The organism is Bacillus thuringiensis, assembly GCF_022095615.2.
Taxonomy (GTDB): domain Bacteria; phylum Bacillota; class Bacilli; order Bacillales; family Bacillaceae_G; genus Bacillus_A; species Bacillus_A cereus_AG.
The window spans coordinates 2,041,759-2,064,703 of the sequence record NZ_CP155559.1 but is presented as its reverse complement, the minus strand read 5'-3'; the positions used below and the strand labels follow the sequence as shown (position 1 = coordinate 2,064,703).

Sequence of the window (22,945 nt, the reverse complement as noted above, 5' to 3'; positions counted from 1 at the left end):
AGTTAACACTATGAGAAAATTGTTTACTACATTTGTTCACGAAATCGTACGAATTTACGTATGTTACTTCTTTATTTCAAGCCAATTACTAGACAAAATTTATTTTTTACTATTATTTCTCTAAATAGAAGTTGCAAACGAATTTAATTGTTACTTTTGTAAATGCATCCCCCTATTTTTTAACAATTCTTTAAACATTCATCCATGTTATACACTGTATTCCTTAACAACATTTCGGTACAATACAATTACAACGATTTTAAATGAGGTGATGTTCATGACAAAACGTTATGAAAATATGGATAATATAAGCACAAAAAAATCAATTCGTTCCTTCCTACGTTGGCGAAAAGAGCGAAAACAAAATAAAAAGGATTTTTCTTTTTTAGTAGAACAATCACCTGTTAAACAAAGTAAATTCCTACAAAACAACTTTGAAAAGACGACTGTAACTTGGATTGGTCATTCAACATTCCTTATCCAAATGAATGGATTAAATATATTAACAGATCCAGTATGGGCTTCAAAATTAAAATTAGTTCCTAGACTTACAGAACCTGGTCTTTCTTTACAAGAACTACCTAAAATTGATATTGTCCTCATTTCGCACGGTCATTATGATCATTTAGATTTTTCAACGCTTCGCCAGCTAAATGATGATGTTTTATACCTAGTACCTATTGGGCTGAAAAAATTATTTACTCGCAAAAAATTTACTAACGTAGAAGAGTATAATTGGTGGGAAAATACAACAATTAGTGCGGTTTCCTTTCACTTTGTCCCTGCCCAGCACTGGACGAGAAGATCCTTATTTGATATGAATACATCTCACTGGGGTGGATGGATTATTAATAATGAAACAACGAAAGAAACCATTTATTTTTGTGGTGACAGTGGCTATTTCCAAGGTTTCAAAGAAATTGGCAAACGCTTTTCAATTGATATTGCCCTCATGCCAATTGGTGCTTATGAACCAGAATGGTTTATGAAAGTATCTCATGTTTCACCTGAAGAGGCAGTGCAAGCTTATTTAGATTTAAACGCTACACACTTTATACCAATGCATTACGGAGCTTTTGCCCTCGCCGATGAAACACCCCGCGAGGCAGTAACAAGGCTTCGAAATAATTGGAATTTACGTATGTTACCGTGGGAACAACTGCATGTACTCTTTTTAGGCCAAACTTTCACTTATAATAGCGTAACAAATGATAAGCAAACAAATGAAAAAATTGAAACATTACAAGTATAACGTAACTACTTATTTTCAATATCCAACATATACTATAGAAAGTCATAAAGTGAAACTTTAATTAGTAGGTGTTTTCTATGAATGAATATTTGCAGACTCGCTATATCATTAGCGGTAGTGCCTGTATAGCCCTTCTTATTTCTTACTTTCTATTCACATAAAAAAGCTACTTGAAATAAGTTTCAAGTAGCTTTTTATTACTCTGCTAAATACATAAATCCGATTGCACCTGGACCTGTATGAGTACTAATAATAGGTGTTGTATAGAAAATTTCTGATTGAGTAAATCCACTCACTTTTTCAACCGCTGCTTTTACACTTTCAGCTAATGGAATTGCTTTTGCATGCGGAATTGCAACAGCTTTTATAGACTTTCCTGCTGTATCTTGTTCAAATATTTTTGTTAGTGTCTTTACAATCTGTCCTTGACTACGAACTTTTGTCACTGGATTGTATGCTCCACCTTCAAGGTTAGCAATTGGTTTGATGTTCAGTAAAGAACCGATAAATGCTTTTCCTTTACCAATACGTCCACCTTTCACTAAGTTCTCCAATGTATCTACAACTACATATAAGCGAGTATTTTTTCTCACTTCATCAATTCGCTTTATAATATCTTCTAGTGAGCGCCCTTCATTTGCCATTTTTGCAGCTTCAATTACTTGATATGCTAAAGCATGTGTAATAAATTGAGAATCAACAACTGTTACTTTTGTATCAGTCATCGTTGCAGCACTATTCGCAGTTGCAACAGTACCACTCATTCCACTTGTCATATGAATGGAAAGTACTTCACTTCCATCTTCACCTAACTTGTCATACATTTCTACAAATGTACCCATTGCCGGCTGTGATGTTTTTGGTAATTCCTCTGATTTGATCATTTCTTCAATAAATTCATCAGGTTGTAAATCAACGCGATCTAAATATGTTTGTCCATTTACAGAGATTGATAATGGTAGCACATGAATGCCATACTTTTCGATTACATCCTGCGTTAAATCTGCAGTTGAATCTGTTACAATTTTAATTTTTTGCATATTATATTCTTCCCTTTCCAATACGCTCTCCTTGTTATTATACTAGCATTCCCTGTGCTTTCAACAATTTCGAACAAATTTCACCAAATTAATTATATTTTTATACCTAAAATGAAAAAGACAGAGTTTACTAACCCTGTCCATACTCTGTATCATGCATTTTTTTCAAGGGTATTTGTTTTATATACATTTAAATAATCATTCCACTTCAAACAATTTTGCAAATATTCACGGAAAGAATACGAAAATCTTGGGTGCTTTTGTTTTTGAATTTTTGCAATAAATAATTGAAGACGAGACTGAATTAGAAACGATAATGGATGCTGTGCCTGTAGGACAGGGATTTCGAATATTTTAATACAATCCCCTGTTGAATGAGTGAAATAAAAACTTTTCGTAATCACAATATCAATCCTCTTTTTCATTGGATTTTTGAACTTCCTCTACTTTACGCTGTAACACGTTGTTTAAAGTGGAGACTTCTATGAATACAAAAGTATCCTTAGTCAATCCCTGTAGTCCTTTTGGTTAGAAGATTTATACTCTATTCATCCTCCGTCCTAAATATCCGATAAGACAGGAATCCCGTTATCCGTATATTGCTTAATAATTTTAGTATAAACTTAGCAAAGCGCAAAGTTTGTCTAAATTTTGGAGATTCTATAATTTTTTTCTTCTATATATTGTATACATTTATGTCTAAAGTATAACAAATATATAAAAAAAGTGCCTTTATAACGAGGCACTTTTCGACTGTATTTCTTCTTCTCTTTTCTTTTTTCGTTTATTAACAATCTTTGATAAAGCGATACTAATTTCATAAATACAAATAAGCGGTACCGCTACTAAACTATGAGATAAAAAATCAGGCGGTGATATACACGATGCAATGATAATCAATGCTACGTAAGCATACCTTCTTATTTTTATTAGAAATTCCGACGTTAACAGCCCAATACTCGTTAAAAACATGACAACTACAGGTAATTCAAAAATTACAGCAAATGGAACTGTTAAATTAAGAACAAAATGAAAATACTTTTCTGTCGTAAACATCGTATTAAACATTTCATTACCTATCGTAGTTAAAAAATGAAATAAAAACGGCATTACAACGAAATATCCAAAGCATAAACCTGCAATAAATAATATAGACAATACCGGTATATACATTACTGTCATCTTTTGTTCATTTGGATGTAAACCCGGTTTTACAAATAACCAAATTTGTATAGCAGCAAAAGGAATTGTACAAACGATAGCAAATACTGTAGCAATCGAGAAAAAAATCCATAATACATCACTTGGACCGAGAACAGTTAATTTCATTGGTAAATCTTTTACTAGCCAAAAATAAATATCCTTCGTAAAAGTAAATCCGATAATTAAAAATAGTACAAAGGATAACACCGTATATATTACTCGTTTGCGAAGCTCAACAATATGTTCTACTACGCTCATTTCCCGATCTTCCATTTCGTTCACCACACTTTATTTATCCATTTCGAGGAAAATTCATTACATTTTTTCTTTCTTTTCCTTCTCTTGAAATGCATCATCAGTCAATTCTTTCGTTGATTTTTTGAACTCTTTTAACGTTTCCCCTAAAGCCTTTCCGATTTCCGGCAATTTTTTCGGCCCAAACAAAATAAGTACAGCTACTAAAATTAAAATTAATCCTGGAAAGCCAATATTTGAAAACATTTCTCCATCCCCTTTATTAGTAGATTCCTTGTCCTATTATTGCATAATTTTATTTTGTCAAAAAAGTTTGAAAACGTCAACAAATCCATTGCCTTTTGTCAAAAAAATTCAAAAATATAATCAATTATACAAATTTCATTTTCTATTGCCCTTGTGTATGATATGGTAAGGGAAACGACATATTATTTTATGATAGTAGAAAGGATTTGCATTATGACTGAAAAAATGACACGAATGACACATTTTGTGAAAGAAGAAATTGCAAATGCAATTACACATGGTATCGGTGCCATTTTAAGCATCCCTGCCTTAATTATATTAATTATTCATGCCTCTAAGCATGGTACCGCATCTGCTGTAGTTGCATTTACGGTTTATGGTGTAAGCATGTTTTTACTGTACTTGTTTTCGACCTTGTTACATAGCATTCATCATCCAAAAGTAGAAAAATTATTTACTATACTAGATCACTCAGCCATTTATTTATTAATCGCTGGCACATACACTCCTTTTTTACTGATTACGCTTCGTGGACCATTAGGCTGGACGTTACTCGCTATTATATGGACACTAGCACTCGGAGGTATCATCTTCAAAATTTTCTTTGTACGTCGCTTTATTAAGGCATCAACATTATGTTATATCATAATGGGATGGCTCATAATCATCGCTATTAAACCACTTTATGAAAATCTAACTGGACATGGTTTTTCACTACTTTTAGCGGGCGGAATTTTATATTCTGTAGGGGCTATATTCTTTCTTTGGGAAAAATTGCCTTTCAATCATGCCATTTGGCATCTTTTCGTTTTAGGTGGTAGTGCGATGATGTTCTTCTGCGTACTCTTTTACGTCTTACCTACAGCATAAAAAAGGTGTCAGCTTAATATAAGCTGACACCTTTTTTATTACTTATGTAATTGTGATGCGATAACATCCTGTGTATGCTTCGTTAACTCTTTTATATCCATATTGGCATACTCTTCAGGTGTAATCGGCTTCGAAATGGTTACTGTTGCATGAGCTGGCTTCATACGGTTTCCATTCGCTTCAAACATTTTATATGTCCCATCTAATGTTACAGGTAAGATTGCTACACCAGATTTTACTGCAAGGTGAAAACTCCCAGCCTTAAACTCTCCAATTTCGCCACCCTTACTTCTCGTCCCTTCTGGGAAGATTACGATAGAATGCCCGTTCTTTAATAGCTCAATTCCATCTTTAATCGCTTGAAGAGATTGACGACGATCATTACGAACCATAAATACACAATTCATAAGTTCCATCCAAGTTGGTACAACTGGAAACTTCTTAATCTCTGCTTTTGAAACAAATCCAATTGGTTTATTTAAGTAACCTAGTAAAACAGGAATATCCATATTACTCTGATGATTACTTACAACTAGTACTGGCTTATCTTTTGGAACATTTTCAAGTCCTTTTACTTCGACTGTTCCCCCAGCTACACGTACCATTTTCTTACCAAACCAATTTGTCGTTTTGTACACAGCATTATCTTTTTCTTGTGGCGACATCGTATTTACTTGTCTTTTCAGACGCCACATTCTCGGTGTAATCGCAATTACGATTAAAATTAAATAAAAGATTTTAAAAAACGTTTGAATCATACAGAACCCCCACCTATTATCATTCCGACCTTCATTATACTAGACAAACGAAGGAAAAAGAAGAAAAAATGTCCAAACAGCAGGTGCTTGGACATTTTTAAGTATTCTATATTAGAAACGTTTTGCTAATTCACGAGCATTAGCAATTGCTGCTTCTTTAATTTCTGGTGCTTTTTCAGGGTTTGCATTCATACCTTCAACTGCAATATATTCAGTATCATTTACACCAATGAATCCTAATACTGTTTTTAAGTGATTGCGGCCGAAGTCTACAGCTGCATATGCTCCTTCAGAATAAACGCCACCTGTTGCTTGAATGTGAAGTGCTTTTTTGCCTTCTAATAAGCCAACTGGACCATTTTCAGTGTACTTGAATGTTTTACCTGCGATTGCTAAGTTATCTAAGTATGCTTTTACTACTGGTGGATAGCTAAAGTTCCACATTGGAGTTACGAATACATAACGATCCGCATGCATAAATGTTTCTAAGTTTGTGTTCATTGCTGCAACTTTTTGTTGTTGAACTTCAGTTAAAGTTTCAAAGCCTTCACCTGCTGCAAATTTACCCCAAGCAGCAAATACATCTGCATCGATTGCTGGTACTGTAGTGTTGAATAAATCAATTGTTACAACTTCGTCTTGTGGATGTTCGTTTTTATAAGCTTCGATGAAAGCTTCTCCTACTGCCATTCCGAAAGAACCTTCTGCTGAATTTGGATTTGCTGTAATAAATAGTACTTTTGTCATTGTATTCTCTCCCTTTTAAACATTTTATCTTCAATTCGAGATTTATAATTCGAAAGTAAATAACTTACCTTATGTAAGTATAATACAAAAAGTCTTGTTCGATGTCAATAAAAAATAGCTACTTTTTTTTCGTAAGTTAATGATTTATTTTGTTTCTTTAAAATTCAGTATACAGATATTTAGAGATTTTCATACAAAAAGGCTATCTCTACAAATGATAGAGATAGCCTTTTATCCCGCATTAACTGCACGTTAAATCCCGATTGCTTCCATTAACAATCAGTGGATGAACTCCACTGATTAAAGTTTTACTTTATTACATATTATTTTTGAAAAACATGTTTTACTTTTTCAGCTGGAATGTTACTTCCACCTCTACCTTTTACATCTTCAATCATCATTGTAATGACCATATCTGACGAATTCAAATCAAATGCAGCGAACCAGCCTAGTTCTTTTCCTTCGGCTTCTTTAGATACTTTTAATTCCGCTGTACCTGTTTTTCCAGCAAGAGTCATTCCATCAATCTTAGCAATTTTCCCTGTACCATCCGGATCATTAATTACTTTCGTCATAGCAGTCTTTAATATATCCTGATTGCCTTTTGAAATTACATTCTCTTTCCAAACTTTTGGTTGCTTATCTGTTTTAATAATATATGGAGAAGGTATGTTTCCATCATTAACAATTGGTGCATACGTTAATGCTAGATGGAGTGGCGTCATTAACACTTGTCCTTGTCCATAACCTGTATCTGCCATTTGAATATCATTTTTAATACCGTCATTTGCGATTTTAGAAGCTGGGAATCCATATTCAATTGGTAATTTCTCATCGAATCCGAATTTTTTCGCTTCGCTCATAAATTTATCTTTTCCGATTTTCAAAGCTTCTTGTGCGAAATAAATATTATCAGAATATTTCATCGCCTTATCAAAATCAATCGGATTTGCATCTTTTACACGCGTTACATAATAATTACCCCAAGAAGAATCTTTTGTCCATTTCAATCCTTCAATTTTCAACTCTTCTTTTGGATCAATCGTTTTTGTTTCAAGACCAATTGCAGCTGTAATTGGTTTAAATACAGAACCTGGTACTGATAATTGAGTAAAGCGATTTGTCATCGGTTTTTTCGGATCATTATTCCAAGCTTCACGTTGTGCCTTCGATGTCCCTCGCGCAATTATATTAGGATCATATGCTGGACTACTTACAAGCGCAATTGTTTCTCCACTTTTCGGATTAATTGCTGCACTTGAACCAGCTTCTCCCTTCATTTCATTATAAATTTTATCTTGAACAGCACTATCAATCGTTAAAGTTACATTTTCTCCATCAACAGCATCTGTTTTTGCCAAGTTTTTAATTTCTTTTCCTTGTGCATCTTCTAGAAAGACACGTCCACCTTTTTTACCACGTAGCTTTTCCTCTAACACTTGCTCTAAACCAGCTTTACCGACTGGATCATCAGCTTGATAGCCTTTCTTTTGAAGCGTTTTTAAATCTTCAGCATTCACTTTTCCAATATAACCGGTAAGATGTGCTGCTGCTTCTCCTAACGGATATGAACGAACATTTACTGGTTTTGTTGCAACACCTGGTAAATCAATGTACGTATTTTGCGTTGCTCCTTCAGGTAAAATCCCAATTGGTACGAGATATCCTGGTTTTACCCATTTAGCAGCTAATTTTTGATCAATTTCTTCTACAGTCATATTTAACAACTTGGCTACTGTTTCTTTCGTTTGCGGAGCAGCATCGCCTAAATTTTCAGGAACCAATCCGATTTCAGAAGCTTTCCCATTCGTTGCAAGACCTTTTCCATTACGATCGTATATTTCACCACGTTTTGGTTGTGTCGTTTGCATACGTACTTTACTATCTTTCGTCATACCTGGGAATATAAAGTCAGGAGTCCAATCTATTTTCCAAGATTCTTTATCTCCATCTTTTTCTTTCACCATTTTTGCTTCATAACCAAAAGTGATTTTACCACCAACTGTGTCCATGCTTACTTTAAAAGGAACAGGACCTTCATCTTTTTTATCTTCTTTTACTTCCCCTGTTTCTACTTTTAAATCTTTCACTTCAATACCAGAATAAATCTTTTCATATTTCTCAGTGAATTCTTTCTTTGAAATATCTTTTTTTGCCTTTTCTGACAATTGATCATACATATCTGCAAATTTTTGTTTATTCCATGCTTTTGTATATGTATCAAACGCTTCTTGTGGTTTTTCTTCTTTACCGCATCCAACTAACATGAACGTTAAGCAAAGAAAAAGAATCCCCCATATCTTTCTCAATCGATTCTCCTCCTCTTTCTATAGGAATACTTTTGAAAATTTTAGCATTTTTACATGCTAGATTTCATTATAGCACTATTGAATATCATCTATAAACTTATATTAATGAATACAAATAAAAAGATTGATGTGAATACCACATCAATCCTTATTATTATTGTTGCTTCTCATATACATGATAATAGTACGTATACGGATTCTTTTCATCCGTTAAACCTTTTTCAACAAAAACTTCTTTCCAATTTGTCATATCCATTTCTGGGAAGAATGTATCTCCTTCAAATGCATGATGGATTTTTGTTATATATAACTTGTCTACGTAAGGTAAAAAGAGGTCATAAATTTGCGCTCCACCAAAAATAAAAATCTCCTCTTCATTTTTGCATAATTCAAACACTTCTTCTACAGAATGTGCTACTTCACAACCTTCAACATGATACCCTTCATTACGAGTTACAATAATATTACGTCTTCCAGGCAGTGGTCTACCAATCGCTTCGTAGTTCTTTCTGCCCATAATAAGTGAATGGCCCATCGTTGTTTTCTTTACATACTGCAATTCACTTGGTAAACGCCAAGGTAAATTATTATCTTTGCCAATTACTCTATTCTCGTCCATTGCGACCATAAATGAAACAATCATTTTTTCATCTCCTCTACAATTATACTGCAACCGGTGCTTTAATTGCTGGGTGTGGATCATATCCTTCAATCGTTAAATCTTCCATTTCAAAATCAAACACAGATTTCACATCTGGATTTAATGTAAGTTTCGGGAATGGACGTGGTTCACGTGCCAATTGCTTTTCTACTTGTTCAAAATGATTCGTATAAATGTGTGCATCTCCAATTGTATGAACAAATTCTCCCACTTCAAGACCACATTCATGTGCAATTAAATGTGTTAGTAAAGAGTAACTTGCAATGTTAAATGGAATTCCAAGGAATATGTCACCACTTCTTTGATATAACTGACAAGAAAGTTTGCCGTCCGCTACATAAAACTGGAATAGCGTATGACAAGGTGGTAATGCCATACTTGGTACATCTTCAGGATTCCAGGCAGAAACAATTAGGCGACGGGAGTCTGGCGTTTTTTTAATCATTTCAATTACATCTTTTAATTGATCAAGCGTCTCACCAGCCGTCGTTTTCCAGGCACGCCACTGCTTTCCGTATACATCTCCTAAATAACCATATTTATTCGAGAAATCATCATTTTCTAAAACGTTCTTTTTAAACAATTCCATTTGCTCATCGTACTGCACTTTAAATTCCTCATCTTGTTGTGAGCGAAGACCGAAATCAGTCATATCGGGACCAGTATACTCATCGCTTTCTACCCAGCTCTTAAACGCCCATTCATTCCAAATATTATTATTATGCTGCAATAAATAACGAATATTTGTATCACCTTTCATAAACCAAAGCAGTTCACTTGCTACAAGGCGAAACGGCACTCTCTTTGTCGTTAATAAAGGAAAACCTTTACTTAGATCAAAACGCATTTGATATCCAAATACAGATACAGTGCCTGTCCCTGTACGATCTTCTTTCTTCGTACCATGCTCCATTACATGGCGGCATAAATTTAAGTATTCATATTCAGCATGTTTCATATGTAGTAAAACCTTCTTTCAATCTTATATGAAATTTATCATAACATGAAAAACAGTGAATTAAATAATCCTAATGAATAAAAAATATTTCTATATAAACAGAATTCTACTTCAATATATTTTTACAAAATGTAAATTTATAATCGCCTGACCCTAAATCCCTTCCAACGTCATATTCTACTTTCCAATTTGTTTCGTCTATCCGTAATGTAGCGCTTGTATTAGGTGGTACAGAAATATGTAAAAAGGCTTGTTCCTTTTCTACCCGCCACTCAATCTTAATTTCTCCATAAGCTGTCTCACGTTTTACTTTAACCCATTCTATATTCGAATCAAAATGTGGTTGTACATAAAAATGTTTATATGCAGGTTTTGTCTCATCCATTTCTAATCCAATAATATATCGGTATATCCATTCAACAATAGAGCCATATGCGTAATGATTATAAGAATTCATACTATCATTCCAAAGTGTTCCATCCTCTTTCACGCCATCCCAATGTTCCCAAATCGTTGTGGCACCTTTTTTCACTTGGTATAGCCATGATGGATAATCTTCATAAAATAGAAGATTACAAGCAAGGTCATGCCGGTCAAACTTGCTTAATATTAAATTCAAATACGGTGTTCCTATAAAACCTGTTGTTAAATGATTTTTATTTTCTTTTAATAACTCAATTAAGCGATTAAATACTTTCGCCTTCACATCATCTTTCACTAGTTCAAAAAGAAGTACTAATATGTGGGCTGTTTGTGTATTTGAAATTAACCTACCATTTGGTGTAACGAATTCATTTTGAAATGCTTGAACAATATTCCCATGTAACTCTGCATAAAACTTAGCATCTGTATTTTCACCTAAAATTTCAGCAATCCTTCGTAAAAGTGATGTAGAATACGCATAATAAGCTGTCGCAATAAAATGCTTGTCTGTTCCGCCTTCATATACATCTGGTTTCGTATCTAATGCGAGCCAATCCCCTAAATGATAGCCTGTATCCCATAAATACTCGTTCTCACCTTGTGAACGTATGTAATCTATATACTTCTTCATGCTGTCATATTGTTCTTTTAAAATCGATACATCTCCGTAATGTAAATAATGAACCCACGGACATATAATTGCTGCATCGCCCCAACCACCAGAAGTATGTACATCAAAATCCGCTCTTTTCCCAAAAGCATCTGGAATGACTAAAGGCACAGCTCCATTAACATTTTGATCTAATGATAAATCTTGGAGCCACTTTTTAAAGAACAATTGTACATTCATAATTTGCGTAGCTGTCCCAATGAACATTTGTGCATCTCCGGTCCATCCAAGTCGATCATCTCGCTGCGGACAATCTGTTGGCACATCAAAAAAGTTCCCTCTTTGAGACCATTCCACATTATGATGAAGTTGATTGATTAATGGATTAGACGTTTCAAATTCAGTTGCTTTTTCCATATCCGTATGTAATACAATCCCTTCAAAATCTGCTATTTGAGGCGGCTGGGTTAATCCACTTATTTTCACATACCTAAAGCCTTGATATGTAAAGTGAGGTTCAAACGTTTCCTCTTCTTCTCCTTTTGCTATATACACTATTTTTTGTTTTGCCTTTCGGAGATTTCGGGTGTAAAAACTACCGTCTTTATTCAAGATTTCAGCATGATGCAATTCTATCTTTTGGCCAATATAAACATGACGGACTGTAAATTGAACCCAACCTACCATATTTTGCCCCATATCAATGAGCCATTCGTGATTCGGTAGTTTTGAAATAGAAATCGGTTTAATAATTTTCATTTTACGAATCGCTTCGTTTTCTTGCGCAACAATTATTTGTTTGGAATGCTCAATTACTTCAACACCTTCTAGCCCTTGCCCACTTTCTTCTAGCCTAGCGTCGTAAACCTCCCCTTCATAAATTTCTGAATACAAAATTGGGCTTGGAGTTACCTTCCATGCTTCGTCTGTTACAATTTTTTCTTTCGTTCCATCTTCATACGTTATATGCACTTGAGCAATTATCATACGTCTTCTACCGTAATAATTACGTACATGATGCATGGTAAGTGGCCCCTTATACCAGCCATTACCTACCAGAACCGAAATAGTATTGTGCTCACCCTTTAATAAATGCGTTATATCATACGTTTGATACAGTACCCTCTTATCATAACTTGTCCATCCAGGGGTAAAATAACAATCTCCAATACGCTCTCCATTTATAGAAGCCTCGTATAATCCTAAACTTGTGATATATAAACGCGCTTTTTTAACTACTTTTTTAATAGTAAAATTTTTATTAAAGGACATAACTTGCGCTCGTTCTTTTTTCACAGCGATCCAGTTTCCACTCCAATTATCTTGCCCTTGTAACCCAGTCTCCCAAAATGCTACTTCTGACCAAGGTGATTCTTCTCCGTAATTATCCCATACCTTTATCCGGTAAAAATAACGCGTTTCTGCTCTGTATGAAAATGAATTGATTGGTATATGTAAACTTTGATCTGTTTCTACTTTTTGCGAATCAAACATTATAATCTCAAAATCTCTATCCTTCGCAACCTGCAATTGATAAGCAAGTTGTTTTACATTTCGGTTACTCGACTCAAGTATCCAACTCATTTTAACAACTTTTGAATCTATACCAATCGGATTTTTTTTATTATCGCAAAGCAGTTTCTTTATTGTTAGCATACTTCTTCACCATCTTTTCTAAATCTTAATTTAAATTAATTATAATAAAAATAAAATTCTAAATAAATAATAATTTCATTCATTCTTACAAAATTATTAACTTTCCACATTTAAAAAGGTTTTCATTTTCTATTACCGAAAGTATAGTGCGGTAGGGAAAAATTTATAGTTGGAGGTTAGATGTATGTCTAAAATTGAAACGCCTGTTATGAATTCTTTACAAACGACAGTTGAAAAAATGATGAAGGATTTAAATGTTCCTGGAGCTGCTGTGGCTGTTATAAAAGACGGTGAAGTCATTATTTCAGAAGGATTTGGCTATCGAAATCTAGAGACAAAAGACGAGGTTACACCGAGTACTCGATTTGCAATCGGTTCCTCAACGAAAGCTTTTGGCACACTTTCATTAAGTTTGTTAGCACAGCAAAAAAAGTTTAATTGGGATACTCCTGTTCAGTCTTATATACCTAACTTCTCTTTATCTGAACTACTTGCTAGCTCACAAGTTACAGGACGAGATTTAGCTTCTCATCGTACTGGGGTAAGTCGTCATGATGCTCTTTGGTACAGCTCTTCCTTATCTCGAAAAGATCTCGTTGAAAAAATAAAACATTTACCACTTGATGCACCGTTCCGCACAGCATTTCTATATAACAACTTAATGTATGCGACAATTAGCTATATTGTAGAAAACATCACGAATCAAACGTGGGAACAATATGCTACAGAACATATTTTAGAACCTTTAAATATGAGGCATACAAACTTCTCTGTTACAGATTCACAAACTACAAATGATTATGCTTTACCTTACATCGAAAATGACGGTGAAATAAAAGAAGTTCCATTCCGCAACATCGATACGGTTGGCGCTGCTGGTTGTATCAATTCTACAATTGAAGATATGGCAAATTGGGTCCTTCTTCACTTAAAACAAGGAAAGTTTGGAGATCATGAATTAATTTCTCCAGAATTATTACAACAAATGTATACACCACACAATTCAATTCCAGATCAACCAGCTTTATCACTTCCTGAATCGCCATTAAATAGTTATGGGCTTGGTTGGTTTATTAGCGCTTATCGTGGTTATAAAATGATTCATCACGGTGGTAATATCGATGGATTTTCAGCGTTTGTTTCATTTATGCCAAATGAAAATGTAGGTCTTGTCATATTAACGAATGCTGGAGGTACATTACTTCCTATTTATCTAGCAAACCAAATTTACGACGAACTACTCGGATTAGAGTCCATCGACTGGCATAAACGTGCTGTAGAAGATAGTGAAAAAATGAAAGAAATGATGAAAGAAGCAACTGAATCCATTCCAGAACAAATTAAAGGGACTACACCTTCTCATAAATTAGAGGATTATACTGGTACTTTCGAACACCCTGCATACGGAACATTACAAGTATACAAACGAGATGATTCATTATTTGTACAATTTATGGAGATGGACATTCAATTAACGCATCATCATTACGACATCTTCTCTGCAAAAGTTGACTTATTCCGAATGAAAATGAGCTTATTATTCGCTTATGAAATGAGTGTGAGTGGTGAATTTCTATCCCTTCAGTTACATGTGCCAGCTACGCTAAGTACTCAGCCACTTGTTTTTAAGAAAGTTAAATGAATTTTTAATAGAGGGATGATAACACTTCCCTCTATTTTTCATTACAATCTCCATCCAAATAAAGGATAATACGGAAAGGATACAGAATTCTATTATTCAACTAATTAAATTATCAGGAGGAAAAGCCGTGTATACAGGAATTTTCAAAGAAATTGTTTCAATTACTCATCACGATTATTCAGGCTGTATAGATAAGAAAGGATGGGACGATCCTGCTACTTATTTACAAACAGTTGCGAAACTAGAGAAACTCGGAAAACTAACACCAATACAATTTACTGAAATTGTACGTGATTACTTACTAGACTTTAAAGATAATCATATGTTTTTCAAAATTCTCACTAACAATCAACCTCTTAACAGTGTTGGCTTCCAAGTGAAAAGGTACGAAGACCGCCTATATATTACATCCACTTCACAAGAAATAAGAGTGAAAAAAGGGCAGTCTATTCTGGCATTAGATAATATGAAAATTCCTGAGTTATTAATAAAATATAGTAAGTATTTAAATGCGAATACATATGAACGTGAAAAATGGGATTTTGTTTTATTACAATCATCAACTTGTACACTTATAGATGAAGACGGCGTAACCGAAACCATTACTTTACAACAGTATAAACAAAATGAATACACGCCTATTTATTCATTTAAACAGCATAATAAAGACACACTCTTACTTACTTTGACTGATTTTGCAAATACTGAAGCTATTAATAAATTATTAGACTCACACAAAAATGAGCTCAATTCTTTTCCAAACTTAATTATTGATGTGCGTTTGAATCGTGGTGGAAGTGATGATGCATTTTTCAAATTACTTCCTTACTTATTTGAAGACAAAGAGATCTCTCTTTTAGATTCTTCAGATACAATGCAATTGAATCATACAGAACGAAACTTTCATTTACGTATGAAAGACATCGAAATGGAAGATTATGATTCTTTAGACGAACTTTCCAAATTATTCACTGATATATTTATTCAAGATTTAAAAAGGAATTATAAAAAAGGATTCGTTACATTTGATACTTCTGAGTTACCAACAGAACTTCAATCATTAAAAATACACGGAAGCAAATCACCTAATAGAGTAGTTATATTAACAGATGTTACATGTGGAAGTTCTGGTGATTCTTTTGTAGAAGTTGCAAAAAAATCATTGAAAGTAAAAGTAATAGGTCGTCCTACTGCTGGTTTAAATGATTATTCAAATTTAGCGGTAATGGAATGGGCTGATACATTCGCTCTTTACTATCCTACTTCACGGCTTTCCATTATAGATAAAGGCGAAGGAATGTCCGGAATTGGTATACAACCGCATATACATATCCCGTGGACTCCGGAACATATACAAGAAGATATAGATTTAAAATTAGCATTACAACTGCTTCAAAACGAAGAATGGTAAAAAAATAAAGGTAGATGTGAATCACACCTACCTTTTCTATTTCATATCAATCTTTTCTGGTTGAAACCAGGTTGGCTTTAATAACTCAAAGTTTTTATGGTCCTCTAAAACGATAGTAAGACGTTCTAACGTATCATCTAACATATGTGGTGCTGCTCGTAATGACCAGACAACTGATGAGAATACTGTCATGCCAACGTACACCGCATATAATTTCCAGAACTCCTCTGGTATGCTCCCACTAAAGTATCCTTCTATTTGTCCAATTGAATACGGAATACTAATGTCCCTTGCAAACAGTGCAATTTTTACGAAATCATGAAGTGGATCGCCCCAGTCATAGCCATTAAAATCAACAACACCTACATATTTCCCATCTCGCACAATTATATTTTCTAAATGAAAATCATCATGTTGAAATCGATTTGGGCGGTTCTTTAAATATATTTCATTTTCATCTATAAACTTTATGATTTTATCATCATTTTTTATTTTTATTCCACATGTTTTATATGCCTCTACATATTTTTGATGTTTTTTCATTGCTCTTTCATACCATGGTAGAATATCATCAGGAGCTTCATATGTATGCATTTTTGCTAAATCTTTTCCTGCCTCTATACCAATCTCATATTGTTCTTTTGGTGAATACGTAGGCAATAGCTTCTTCGCATCTTCCCCTTCTAAATATGAAAAAATCCCATAACATAAACCTTCTTCTGCCAACAAACCCATTTCAATTGGCTTTTGCGCTTGCACACTACGGTTTTGCATTTCATTTAAAATTTGAAACTCTATTTTCTTTCTTTCATACTCTTTTATATCGCCTGTCCGCAATAAATATTTTTCTTTATTCGCATTCGTAATTACATATTTCTTATCAGGAGAGAAACCTTTAGAAATTTCTTCAATATTTGCTGCATCTTTTATTATTTGTATATTGTTTTGCCATGCTGTAACTGTTTTCATTTTTATTCCCCTTACATTTCTACATTTGGTGTATACGCTACTTCTCTATTAATAGCTTGTTATTTAGGCCCTAACGTTCTTACGATTTCTTCGTCTACTTCTTTAAAGTATATTTCGCTTTCTCCTGTACTATAAGATACTTCCTTTAACTTTCCCCATCCAATTATGGAAAATAAAATATCGTAAAAAGAAATGGATTCCTCTAAATTTGCTACTCAAAATTCAATATGATCAATACCTGCTCGAAGTGTATGCATATTAAGAATACGCCCCTTGCACTACTTGCACAATTTCCATCGGTGTATTGACCATATAATCCGGTGCATCTTTTTTCACTGTTTCAATAACATCATATCCCCAAGATACCCAAATTACATTCACCCCAGCTTTTTTACATGCTGCTACGTCTCGCTGTTCGTCACCAACATATAACATATCTTTCTCTGTTATCTTTTTAGATTTTAAAAACCGTTTTATCATTTTATCTTTCCCGAACAAATTTTTTGAACAATACACTTCTTGAATATTTTCTATATCATTATTGTGTAAAAATGCTCGAATATGCTCTTCCGAGTTCGATGATATGACTGCGATTCCGTAGCCTTTCTTATGTAGTTCATCTAATACATCCTTCATCCCATGGAACAAAATGAGATCTTTTATAGCAGGTTGATACAATTTATAAAACTCCAATGCTAATATAGGTAGTTTATACAGTGGTACATCGAGTTGTTTACATCTCTCCGGCATCGTTAATTTACGTAAATACTCAATTTCTTCTTCTCTTACGGTTTTATATCCATGCTTTTCAGCAAGTTGATTATAAATTGGTACAAATATATTTTGTGAATCTACTAATGTGCCATCAAAGTCAAAAACAATATATTTTTGCATTCCCATTCTCCCTTTGCTTCTTTTTTCTAAACCTATCTTATTCAACAACATAGTTGTCTTACCCTTCTATAAGCATAAAAAAGAACAAGATTTTCTCTTGTTCTTTTTAAGAAAGCCATTTCGGCGGTACATTCGTATTCCAATAAATATTTCCTAGCTCATGGTGTCCTGAGTACCCATCATCAAATCGATGATAGTGGAAATTAAAATAATAACCATCTTGCGGTGGATGATCTCGTCTTACATGAAATCGTAATAAATCATTTCCTGATTTCGTGTCATAAACGTGAAAAATCTTTTCGTTATTTCCACCAGCTGGTCTTTGAGAAATCGCTAATGATTGCAGCGAATCTTCTGGTACATCATTGGCAAGCTCAGCAATTGCCTCTTCAATTTTCGGTAATATTACATCTTTAAACTCATCTTCGATTACTGGACCAATTTTAGTTCCAAACTTTTGCATCGACTGCTTCTCTGCTTCTAGCATTGCATAAGTAATAAAAGTATCGGTGGTTAACCTGTCATTCGTTTCTTCATATGTATAGGACGTACTCTCCAAATTTTGTTGCCCAGCTGTACTCGTAGGCTTGTCCGCAGCTTTGGCATTATCAAGCAATATGGAAGGAGGCGTCACTAAACCAAATGTAAATACGGTAATTAATGCGACTAAGGTTTTTCTAAACCAATTTGGCATCTATGTTCCCTCCCTTTCACTCATTATATTTTATATAACGGTTGTTTCTTCTATTATACAAAATGATTGTAATTTTTGCACTTTACAATTTTGTTAACGTTCACATATTTTTCACTTGAATATGAAATTGTAAGGTTTCATACAATAAAAATACAACAACAATGAGGAGGCAACCAGATGACTTTAGATGTCTTGTATTCCGCCGCAAGTATACTCGTTTTAGTATATTTTATTTATCAATGTGTGACAGATTAGAAAAAGAGCCGTCATTGGCTCTTTTTTAATGGTAAAAATACAATCCACACAATTAATAAAATAAAAACAACGCCGCTGACCACAGCTGCTAATAAATAAAAATGAGAAAATATAACTATTCCATACAAAAGTATTACTGGAAGCAATAAATAGCGATTTGCCTTCCATCTTAACAGTAGTAATTTTCCTTCAGCACAATATAAATGAAGAAACATTTTTTTCGTAAATTCATTCCAATAATCACGTGCATAGCGAGAAATTGCAACTAAAGCAAATACAAGAATAATAGCTGCAATCCACCTTGGACTCATAATAATACTTACAGTGCTTATACATACAATTTGAATATAAAATATTCGCGCACTACTTGTACGGAAAAATTCTTTTAAAAAGGATTCAACAATACGAGAATCAGTTTTCTTCCCTAAAAACTTTTTAGAACGAGGAAACATCCACGGTTTTTTATTCGAACTACTCGGTTTCGACGCATGACCACCAACTTGCATAATCCCACTCGTCCAGCGCATACTTTCTTCTTTCTCTTTCTCAACTTCTTTAAAAAAGCAATTTTTATAGTTTAGTTTTTCTTTTATCAATACGAGAATTAGAAAAGCTGCTAGTCCAATACATAGTATAGAATAGAATGGATTTTTATAAATAAGAAACAGGCTCAATCCAAAAAAGGATAGACTTATAGAAAATATTACATTTTTTATTATCCATAGTAGCCAGCGTTTCCCCACACGTACATGAATAAATCTCGTTAATAACGACATCATAAATCGAAATGCAGTAAAGAATAGCCAAAATAATACGATTTGTACCTTCGTCACTCCAATACTTTTCATCAACACTGGTAACATAGAAACTACTACCACTACATTCGTTATCGCTATTCGAATAAACGTATATGTCATACCATACTGGATTAACTTTTGCATGTGAGCGGGATACGAAATTAAAAATAAACTATCCGCTTGTTCAAAAAATGAACGAACTCCTCTCGAATATGTAATCATATAAAATGCGAATAGACCTAACCCGAAATAAACTGTCTCTCCCATCGATAATTCTTCTATCCATAGCGAGCGATAATAAATCCCCATAAATATAAGTGCTGGAATTATAATATATAGCGCAACTGTCCAGTCAGTTATAGAACGTATGGACTTCCATTTACGTCTCAGTTCATGACGCAATCTTTTATAAAATTGTTGTTTAATCATGCTGTTCACGCCTTACGATTACATCAAAACAGTCTAATAGTGAACTCCCTGGCATTTCCGCTAACGTTTGGATAGATTCTAAATGTCCATCTGCGACTAATGTACCCTGTGAAATGAGTAAAAATCTCTCACAAATTCTTTCAGCTGTATCTAATACGTGCGTACAAAGTAAAATTCCTGCCCCACGTTCTTTCTCTTTATATAAATAACTTAAAAACTCTTTCGTAGCTACTGGATCTAAGCCGATAAAAGGTTCATCAATGATATAAAAATCTGGTTCAGTTAAAAACGCCAAAATGAGCATCGATTTTTGTTTCATTCCTTTTGAAAACTTTGATAAATACTCATGTTTATGTTTATCCATTCGAAACATATGTAATAATTCTTCCGCTTTCCTTTCCCAGCTTCCTATCTCATTCTCACGAGCAGCCATTAATAGTTCAATATGTTCCCAAAGCGTTAAATAATCATAATATGTCGGATGCTCCGGCACATATGCATATGGGTTCTTTTTTTCACCGAATGATATTTCACCATTCATATTTACAAGTAAACCGAGCATCGTTTTAATCGTCGTACTTTTCCCGGCACCATTTGCACCAATAAGAGCAACTAATTCACCTTTTTCAATAGAAAAAGCGATATCATAAATTGTTTTTTCTCCTATTTCATATCCAGCAGAGCAGATATTTACTTCTAACATACATTCCCCTTCTTTCCATTCCCAATACAAACAAGGAAAAGAATAACATATAACTATCTATATATCATTATAAAATATTTATTTTCATAGCAGGAATAAATATTTTTTAACAGAATACTTAATGTTTGATTACATTTTATTGGAGTGGATAATATGTCTTTTCAAATTCGTGAAGCTACGATAGACGATATAGATGCACTTTGTTCTTTAACCACAGAATTAAAAGGTTCCTCTATTTCTTATGAAGATATGAACAACCGGTTGCAATTCGTACAAATGAGTCCTTTTGATTTTTTATATGTTTATGAGGAAGAAGAAACTATATGTGGATTACTTGGGTTTCGTATACGTGAAAATTTAGAAGATGTAACTCGGTATGGAGAAATTTCAATTATTAGCGTTGATTCTACAATACGACGAAAAGGCATTGGACAAGTATTAATGGATTATGCAGAGCAATTAGCAAAGAAGCATAATTGCATTGGCACATGGCTAGTTAGTGGAACAAAAAGAGTAGAAGCTCATCCTTTTTACAAAAAATTAGGATATGAAGTAAATGGTTATCGATTTGTAAAACATTTTTAAACTACTTTTTAATTGAAAGGACTATAAATATGACAAACATTAAAGCAATTTTCATTGATCGTGACGGTACAATTGGCGGCGACACTACTATACATTATCCAGGAGCATTTACATTATTTCCTTTTACAAAAACATCCTTACAAAAACTAAAAGCTAATAATATAAAAATTTTCTCTTTCACAAATCAACCAGGTATTGCGGATGGAATAGCGACTATAGCCGATTTTTCACAAGAATTAAAAGGCTTCGGTTTTGATGATATTTACGTATGTCCTCATAAACATGGTGATGGTTGTGAATGCCGGAAACCAAGTACAGGTATGCTTCTGCAAGCAGCGGAAAAACATGGGCTTGATTTAACACAATGTGCTGTAGTTGGTGATCGCTGGACTGATATCGTTGCAGGAGCAAAAGTAAACGCGACAACGATTTTAGTACGAACAGGCGCTGGATATGATGCTTTACATACACACCGAGACAAATGGGCTCATATTGAACCAAACTACATTGCAGAGAACTTTGAAGATGCCACAAATTGGGTTCTAAAACAACTATAATACAAATTAAAAAAGACGTTTTCACAATGAAAAAGTCTTTTTTAATCTTATATTTTTTTAAAATGTTAATTCATAATGGAAATAACGATTATCTCTCAAATAACCATTTTCAGCATATAATCGCTGTGCTGATAAATTATCAATCTCTGTTTGTAATTTTACACCTTTTGCACCATTTTCTAATGCAAATTCTTTAGCAGCTTCTAATAATTTTTTACCTGTTCCTGCTCCGCGCTTAGTTGCTTGTACAAATAAATCATTTAAAATCCATAATTCTTTCATCGAAATGGAAGAAAATGATGGATATAATTGTGTGAATCCAATATATTCACCGTCTTCAACTGCCACAAAAATAACGGATTCTTTTCTCTCAATTCGATTTCGTAAAAATACTTTTGCTCCTTCTATATCGGAATCTTGTCTATAAAACATACGATAGTTATTAAAAACTGATGCTAGTCCATCTAAATCTGCAATTGTTGCTTCATATATTCTCATTTTACTCCATTCCCCTTCCAATACTGTCTCATTATATCTGTTGCCCATTTAGGCTGTAGAATTGCTTCTTTCGGCATAAACTCTTTCATTATCGGCTTTATATCCAATATAGGTGTGCCATCAATGGCATCTAACCCCTCAACAATAATTGATTTTCCTTCTCTTTTGATTACCTTTACAATTGTTGCTCCTATGCGATTCGGACGATTTTTCCCGCGTTGTGCAAAAATGCCTACTTTAGGATAATCATTATTATTTCTAGGATGTCTAGCAAAATATTGAATTTGTTCATCAGTTACTTTATGAAAATAAAAAATAACTTCAATATGAGAAAAATCTTCAATCCCTTGTATACTTTCCTCTGTATACATTTCAGTTAAAGTAATATAGGATCTTACTTCTCCCCACTCATCATCTTTTATTTCCTTTCTTTCATTATGTACAAATGCGATTGGCTGAACTGAAAACATACGCATTCCCCCTTAAATGTAACCACTTACATTATAAAATATTTTCAGAATGT

At 33.7% G+C, this 22,945-nt stretch carries 23 protein-coding genes and 1 pseudogene; 6 read left to right on the top strand and 18 right to left on the bottom strand.

All coding sequences use genetic code 11. The features are described 5' to 3' along the window. The first annotated feature begins 277 nt into the window (after positions 1 to 277). A complete protein-coding gene (locus KZZ19_RS10640) occupies positions 278 to 1,252 on the top strand; it encodes an MBL fold metallo-hydrolase (RefSeq protein WP_098342587.1) in 975 nt (324 codons plus the stop codon). Between the two features lie 197 nt (positions 1,253 to 1,449). Here KZZ19_RS10640 and KZZ19_RS10635 read toward each other — a convergent pair whose 3' ends face one another. The 4 genes from KZZ19_RS10635 to KZZ19_RS10620 all read right to left on the bottom strand — a co-directional run bounded on the left by KZZ19_RS10635 (position 1,450) and on the right by KZZ19_RS10620 (position 3,996). After that, complete coding sequence (locus tag KZZ19_RS10635; RefSeq protein ID WP_088096360.1) at positions 1,450 to 2,292, bottom strand: DegV family protein; 843 nt, start codon at positions 2,290 to 2,292, stop codon at positions 1,450 to 1,452. A gap of 152 nt (positions 2,293 to 2,444) precedes the next feature. After that, entirely contained in the window at positions 2,445 to 2,696 is a 252-nt protein-coding gene (locus KZZ19_RS10630; protein ID WP_000629012.1) for a DUF2535 family protein, read from the bottom strand. Positions 2,697 to 3,024: 328 nt separating this feature from the next. Beyond that, positions 3,025 to 3,768, bottom strand: a complete 744-nt coding sequence (gene tatC / locus KZZ19_RS10625) for a twin-arginine translocase subunit TatC (RefSeq protein ID WP_088096283.1) — start codon at positions 3,766 to 3,768, stop codon at positions 3,025 to 3,027. Positions 3,769 to 3,810: 42 nt separating this feature from the next. Beyond that, positions 3,811 to 3,996 carry a twin-arginine translocase TatA/TatE family subunit gene (locus KZZ19_RS10620; RefSeq protein WP_000492443.1) on the bottom strand — a complete coding sequence of 62 codons (186 nt, stop codon included), beginning with the start codon at positions 3,994 to 3,996 and terminating at the stop codon, positions 3,811 to 3,813. Positions 3,997 to 4,209: 213 nt separating this feature from the next. On the opposite strand from KZZ19_RS10620, the gene trhA reads away from it, so the two are divergent. Then, positions 4,210 to 4,866, top strand: coding sequence for a PAQR family membrane homeostasis protein TrhA (gene trhA / locus KZZ19_RS10615; RefSeq protein WP_237981021.1), 657 nt, complete (start codon positions 4,210 to 4,212; stop codon positions 4,864 to 4,866). Positions 4,867 to 4,904: 38 nt separating this feature from the next. Here trhA and KZZ19_RS10610 read toward each other — a convergent pair whose 3' ends face one another. The 6 genes from KZZ19_RS10610 to KZZ19_RS10585 form a co-directional block, all read right to left on the bottom strand. Then, positions 4,905 to 5,624: a lysophospholipid acyltransferase family protein gene (locus tag KZZ19_RS10610; RefSeq protein ID WP_237981020.1), complete on the bottom strand. Its 720-nt coding sequence runs from the start codon at positions 5,622 to 5,624 to the stop codon at positions 4,905 to 4,907. Between the two features lie 111 nt (positions 5,625 to 5,735). Beyond that, positions 5,736 to 6,371 (bottom strand): FMN-dependent NADH-azoreductase, encoded by a 636-nt coding sequence (locus tag KZZ19_RS10605; protein ID WP_151630574.1) that lies wholly within the window; start codon positions 6,369 to 6,371, stop codon positions 5,736 to 5,738. 323 nt (positions 6,372 to 6,694) lie between these two features. After that, entirely contained in the window at positions 6,695 to 8,680 is a 1,986-nt protein-coding gene (gene pbpC, locus KZZ19_RS10600) for a penicillin-binding protein 3 (RefSeq protein ID WP_237981019.1), read from the bottom strand. Positions 8,681 to 8,834: 154 nt separating this feature from the next. Continuing rightward, positions 8,835 to 9,323, bottom strand: a complete 489-nt coding sequence (locus KZZ19_RS10595) for a dihydrofolate reductase (RefSeq protein ID WP_000637214.1) — start codon at positions 9,321 to 9,323, stop codon at positions 8,835 to 8,837. Positions 9,324 to 9,342: 19 nt separating this feature from the next. Further along, positions 9,343 to 10,299 carry a thymidylate synthase gene (locus KZZ19_RS10590; RefSeq protein ID WP_088096281.1) on the bottom strand — a complete coding sequence of 319 codons (957 nt, stop codon included), beginning with the start codon at positions 10,297 to 10,299 and terminating at the stop codon, positions 9,343 to 9,345. A 106-nt stretch (positions 10,300 to 10,405) separates the two neighbouring features. Beyond that, the gene (locus KZZ19_RS10585; protein WP_237981018.1) at positions 10,406 to 12,988 is read right to left on the bottom strand and encodes an alpha-L-rhamnosidase; all 2,583 of its coding nucleotides are present in this window, start codon (positions 12,986 to 12,988) and stop codon (positions 10,406 to 10,408) included. 184 nt (positions 12,989 to 13,172) lie between these two features. On the opposite strand from KZZ19_RS10585, the gene KZZ19_RS10580 reads away from it, so the two are divergent. Together KZZ19_RS10580 and KZZ19_RS10575 are read left to right on the top strand one after the other, a co-directional pair. Next, the gene (locus KZZ19_RS10580; protein WP_237981017.1) at positions 13,173 to 14,630 is read left to right on the top strand and encodes a serine hydrolase; all 1,458 of its coding nucleotides are present in this window, start codon (positions 13,173 to 13,175) and stop codon (positions 14,628 to 14,630) included. A 127-nt stretch (positions 14,631 to 14,757) separates the two neighbouring features. Further along, positions 14,758 to 16,041, top strand: coding sequence for a S41 family peptidase (locus KZZ19_RS10575; RefSeq protein ID WP_098342592.1), 1,284 nt, complete (start codon positions 14,758 to 14,760; stop codon positions 16,039 to 16,041). A gap of 36 nt (positions 16,042 to 16,077) precedes the next feature. Here the strand turns inward: KZZ19_RS10575 and KZZ19_RS10570 are convergent, their stop codons facing one another. The 6 genes and pseudogenes from KZZ19_RS10570 to KZZ19_RS10545 all read right to left on the bottom strand — a co-directional run bounded on the left by KZZ19_RS10570 (position 16,078) and on the right by KZZ19_RS10545 (position 20,782). Further along, positions 16,078 to 17,010 carry an aminoglycoside phosphotransferase family protein gene (locus tag KZZ19_RS10570; protein WP_237981016.1) on the bottom strand — a complete coding sequence of 311 codons (933 nt, stop codon included), beginning with the start codon at positions 17,008 to 17,010 and terminating at the stop codon, positions 16,078 to 16,080. Positions 17,011 to 17,072: 62 nt separating this feature from the next. After that, positions 17,073 to 17,267: pseudogene (locus tag KZZ19_RS10565) on the bottom strand (VOC family protein); the annotation flags it as partial. A gap of 1 nt (position 17,268) precedes the next feature. Then, positions 17,269 to 17,904, bottom strand: a complete 636-nt coding sequence (locus KZZ19_RS10560; RefSeq protein ID WP_001174998.1) for an HAD family hydrolase — start codon at positions 17,902 to 17,904, stop codon at positions 17,269 to 17,271. A gap of 106 nt (positions 17,905 to 18,010) precedes the next feature. Continuing rightward, entirely contained in the window at positions 18,011 to 18,598 is a 588-nt protein-coding gene (locus tag KZZ19_RS10555) for a YpjP family protein (RefSeq protein WP_001134411.1), read from the bottom strand. Positions 18,599 to 18,864: 266 nt separating this feature from the next. Then, positions 18,865 to 20,079 carry an ABC transporter permease gene (locus KZZ19_RS10550; protein WP_237981015.1) on the bottom strand — a complete coding sequence of 405 codons (1,215 nt, stop codon included), beginning with the start codon at positions 20,077 to 20,079 and terminating at the stop codon, positions 18,865 to 18,867. Continuing rightward, positions 20,072 to 20,782, bottom strand: a complete 711-nt coding sequence (locus KZZ19_RS10545) for an ABC transporter ATP-binding protein (RefSeq protein ID WP_098342594.1) — start codon at positions 20,780 to 20,782, stop codon at positions 20,072 to 20,074. Before KZZ19_RS10545 ends, KZZ19_RS10550 begins: the two co-directional genes overlap by 8 nt. Positions 20,783 to 20,935: 153 nt before the next feature. Between KZZ19_RS10545 and KZZ19_RS10540 the strand changes: the two genes are divergently transcribed. Beyond that, positions 20,936 to 21,367 carry a GNAT family N-acetyltransferase gene (locus KZZ19_RS10540; RefSeq protein ID WP_088096274.1) on the top strand — a complete coding sequence of 144 codons (432 nt, stop codon included), beginning with the start codon at positions 20,936 to 20,938 and terminating at the stop codon, positions 21,365 to 21,367. Positions 21,368 to 21,396: 29 nt separating this feature from the next. After that, positions 21,397 to 21,924: an HAD-IIIA family hydrolase gene (locus KZZ19_RS10535; RefSeq protein WP_237981014.1), complete on the top strand. Its 528-nt coding sequence runs from the start codon at positions 21,397 to 21,399 to the stop codon at positions 21,922 to 21,924. Between the two features lie 57 nt (positions 21,925 to 21,981). Here the strand turns inward: KZZ19_RS10535 and KZZ19_RS10530 are convergent, their stop codons facing one another. Beyond that, positions 21,982 to 22,422, bottom strand: a complete 441-nt coding sequence (locus KZZ19_RS10530; RefSeq protein ID WP_073518498.1) for a GNAT family N-acetyltransferase — start codon at positions 22,420 to 22,422, stop codon at positions 21,982 to 21,984. Further along, positions 22,419 to 22,892, bottom strand: a complete 474-nt coding sequence (locus tag KZZ19_RS10525; RefSeq protein ID WP_237981013.1) for an SAM-dependent methyltransferase — start codon at positions 22,890 to 22,892, stop codon at positions 22,419 to 22,421. Before KZZ19_RS10525 ends, KZZ19_RS10530 begins: the two co-directional genes overlap by 4 nt. Positions 22,893 to 22,945 lie beyond the last annotated feature (53 nt).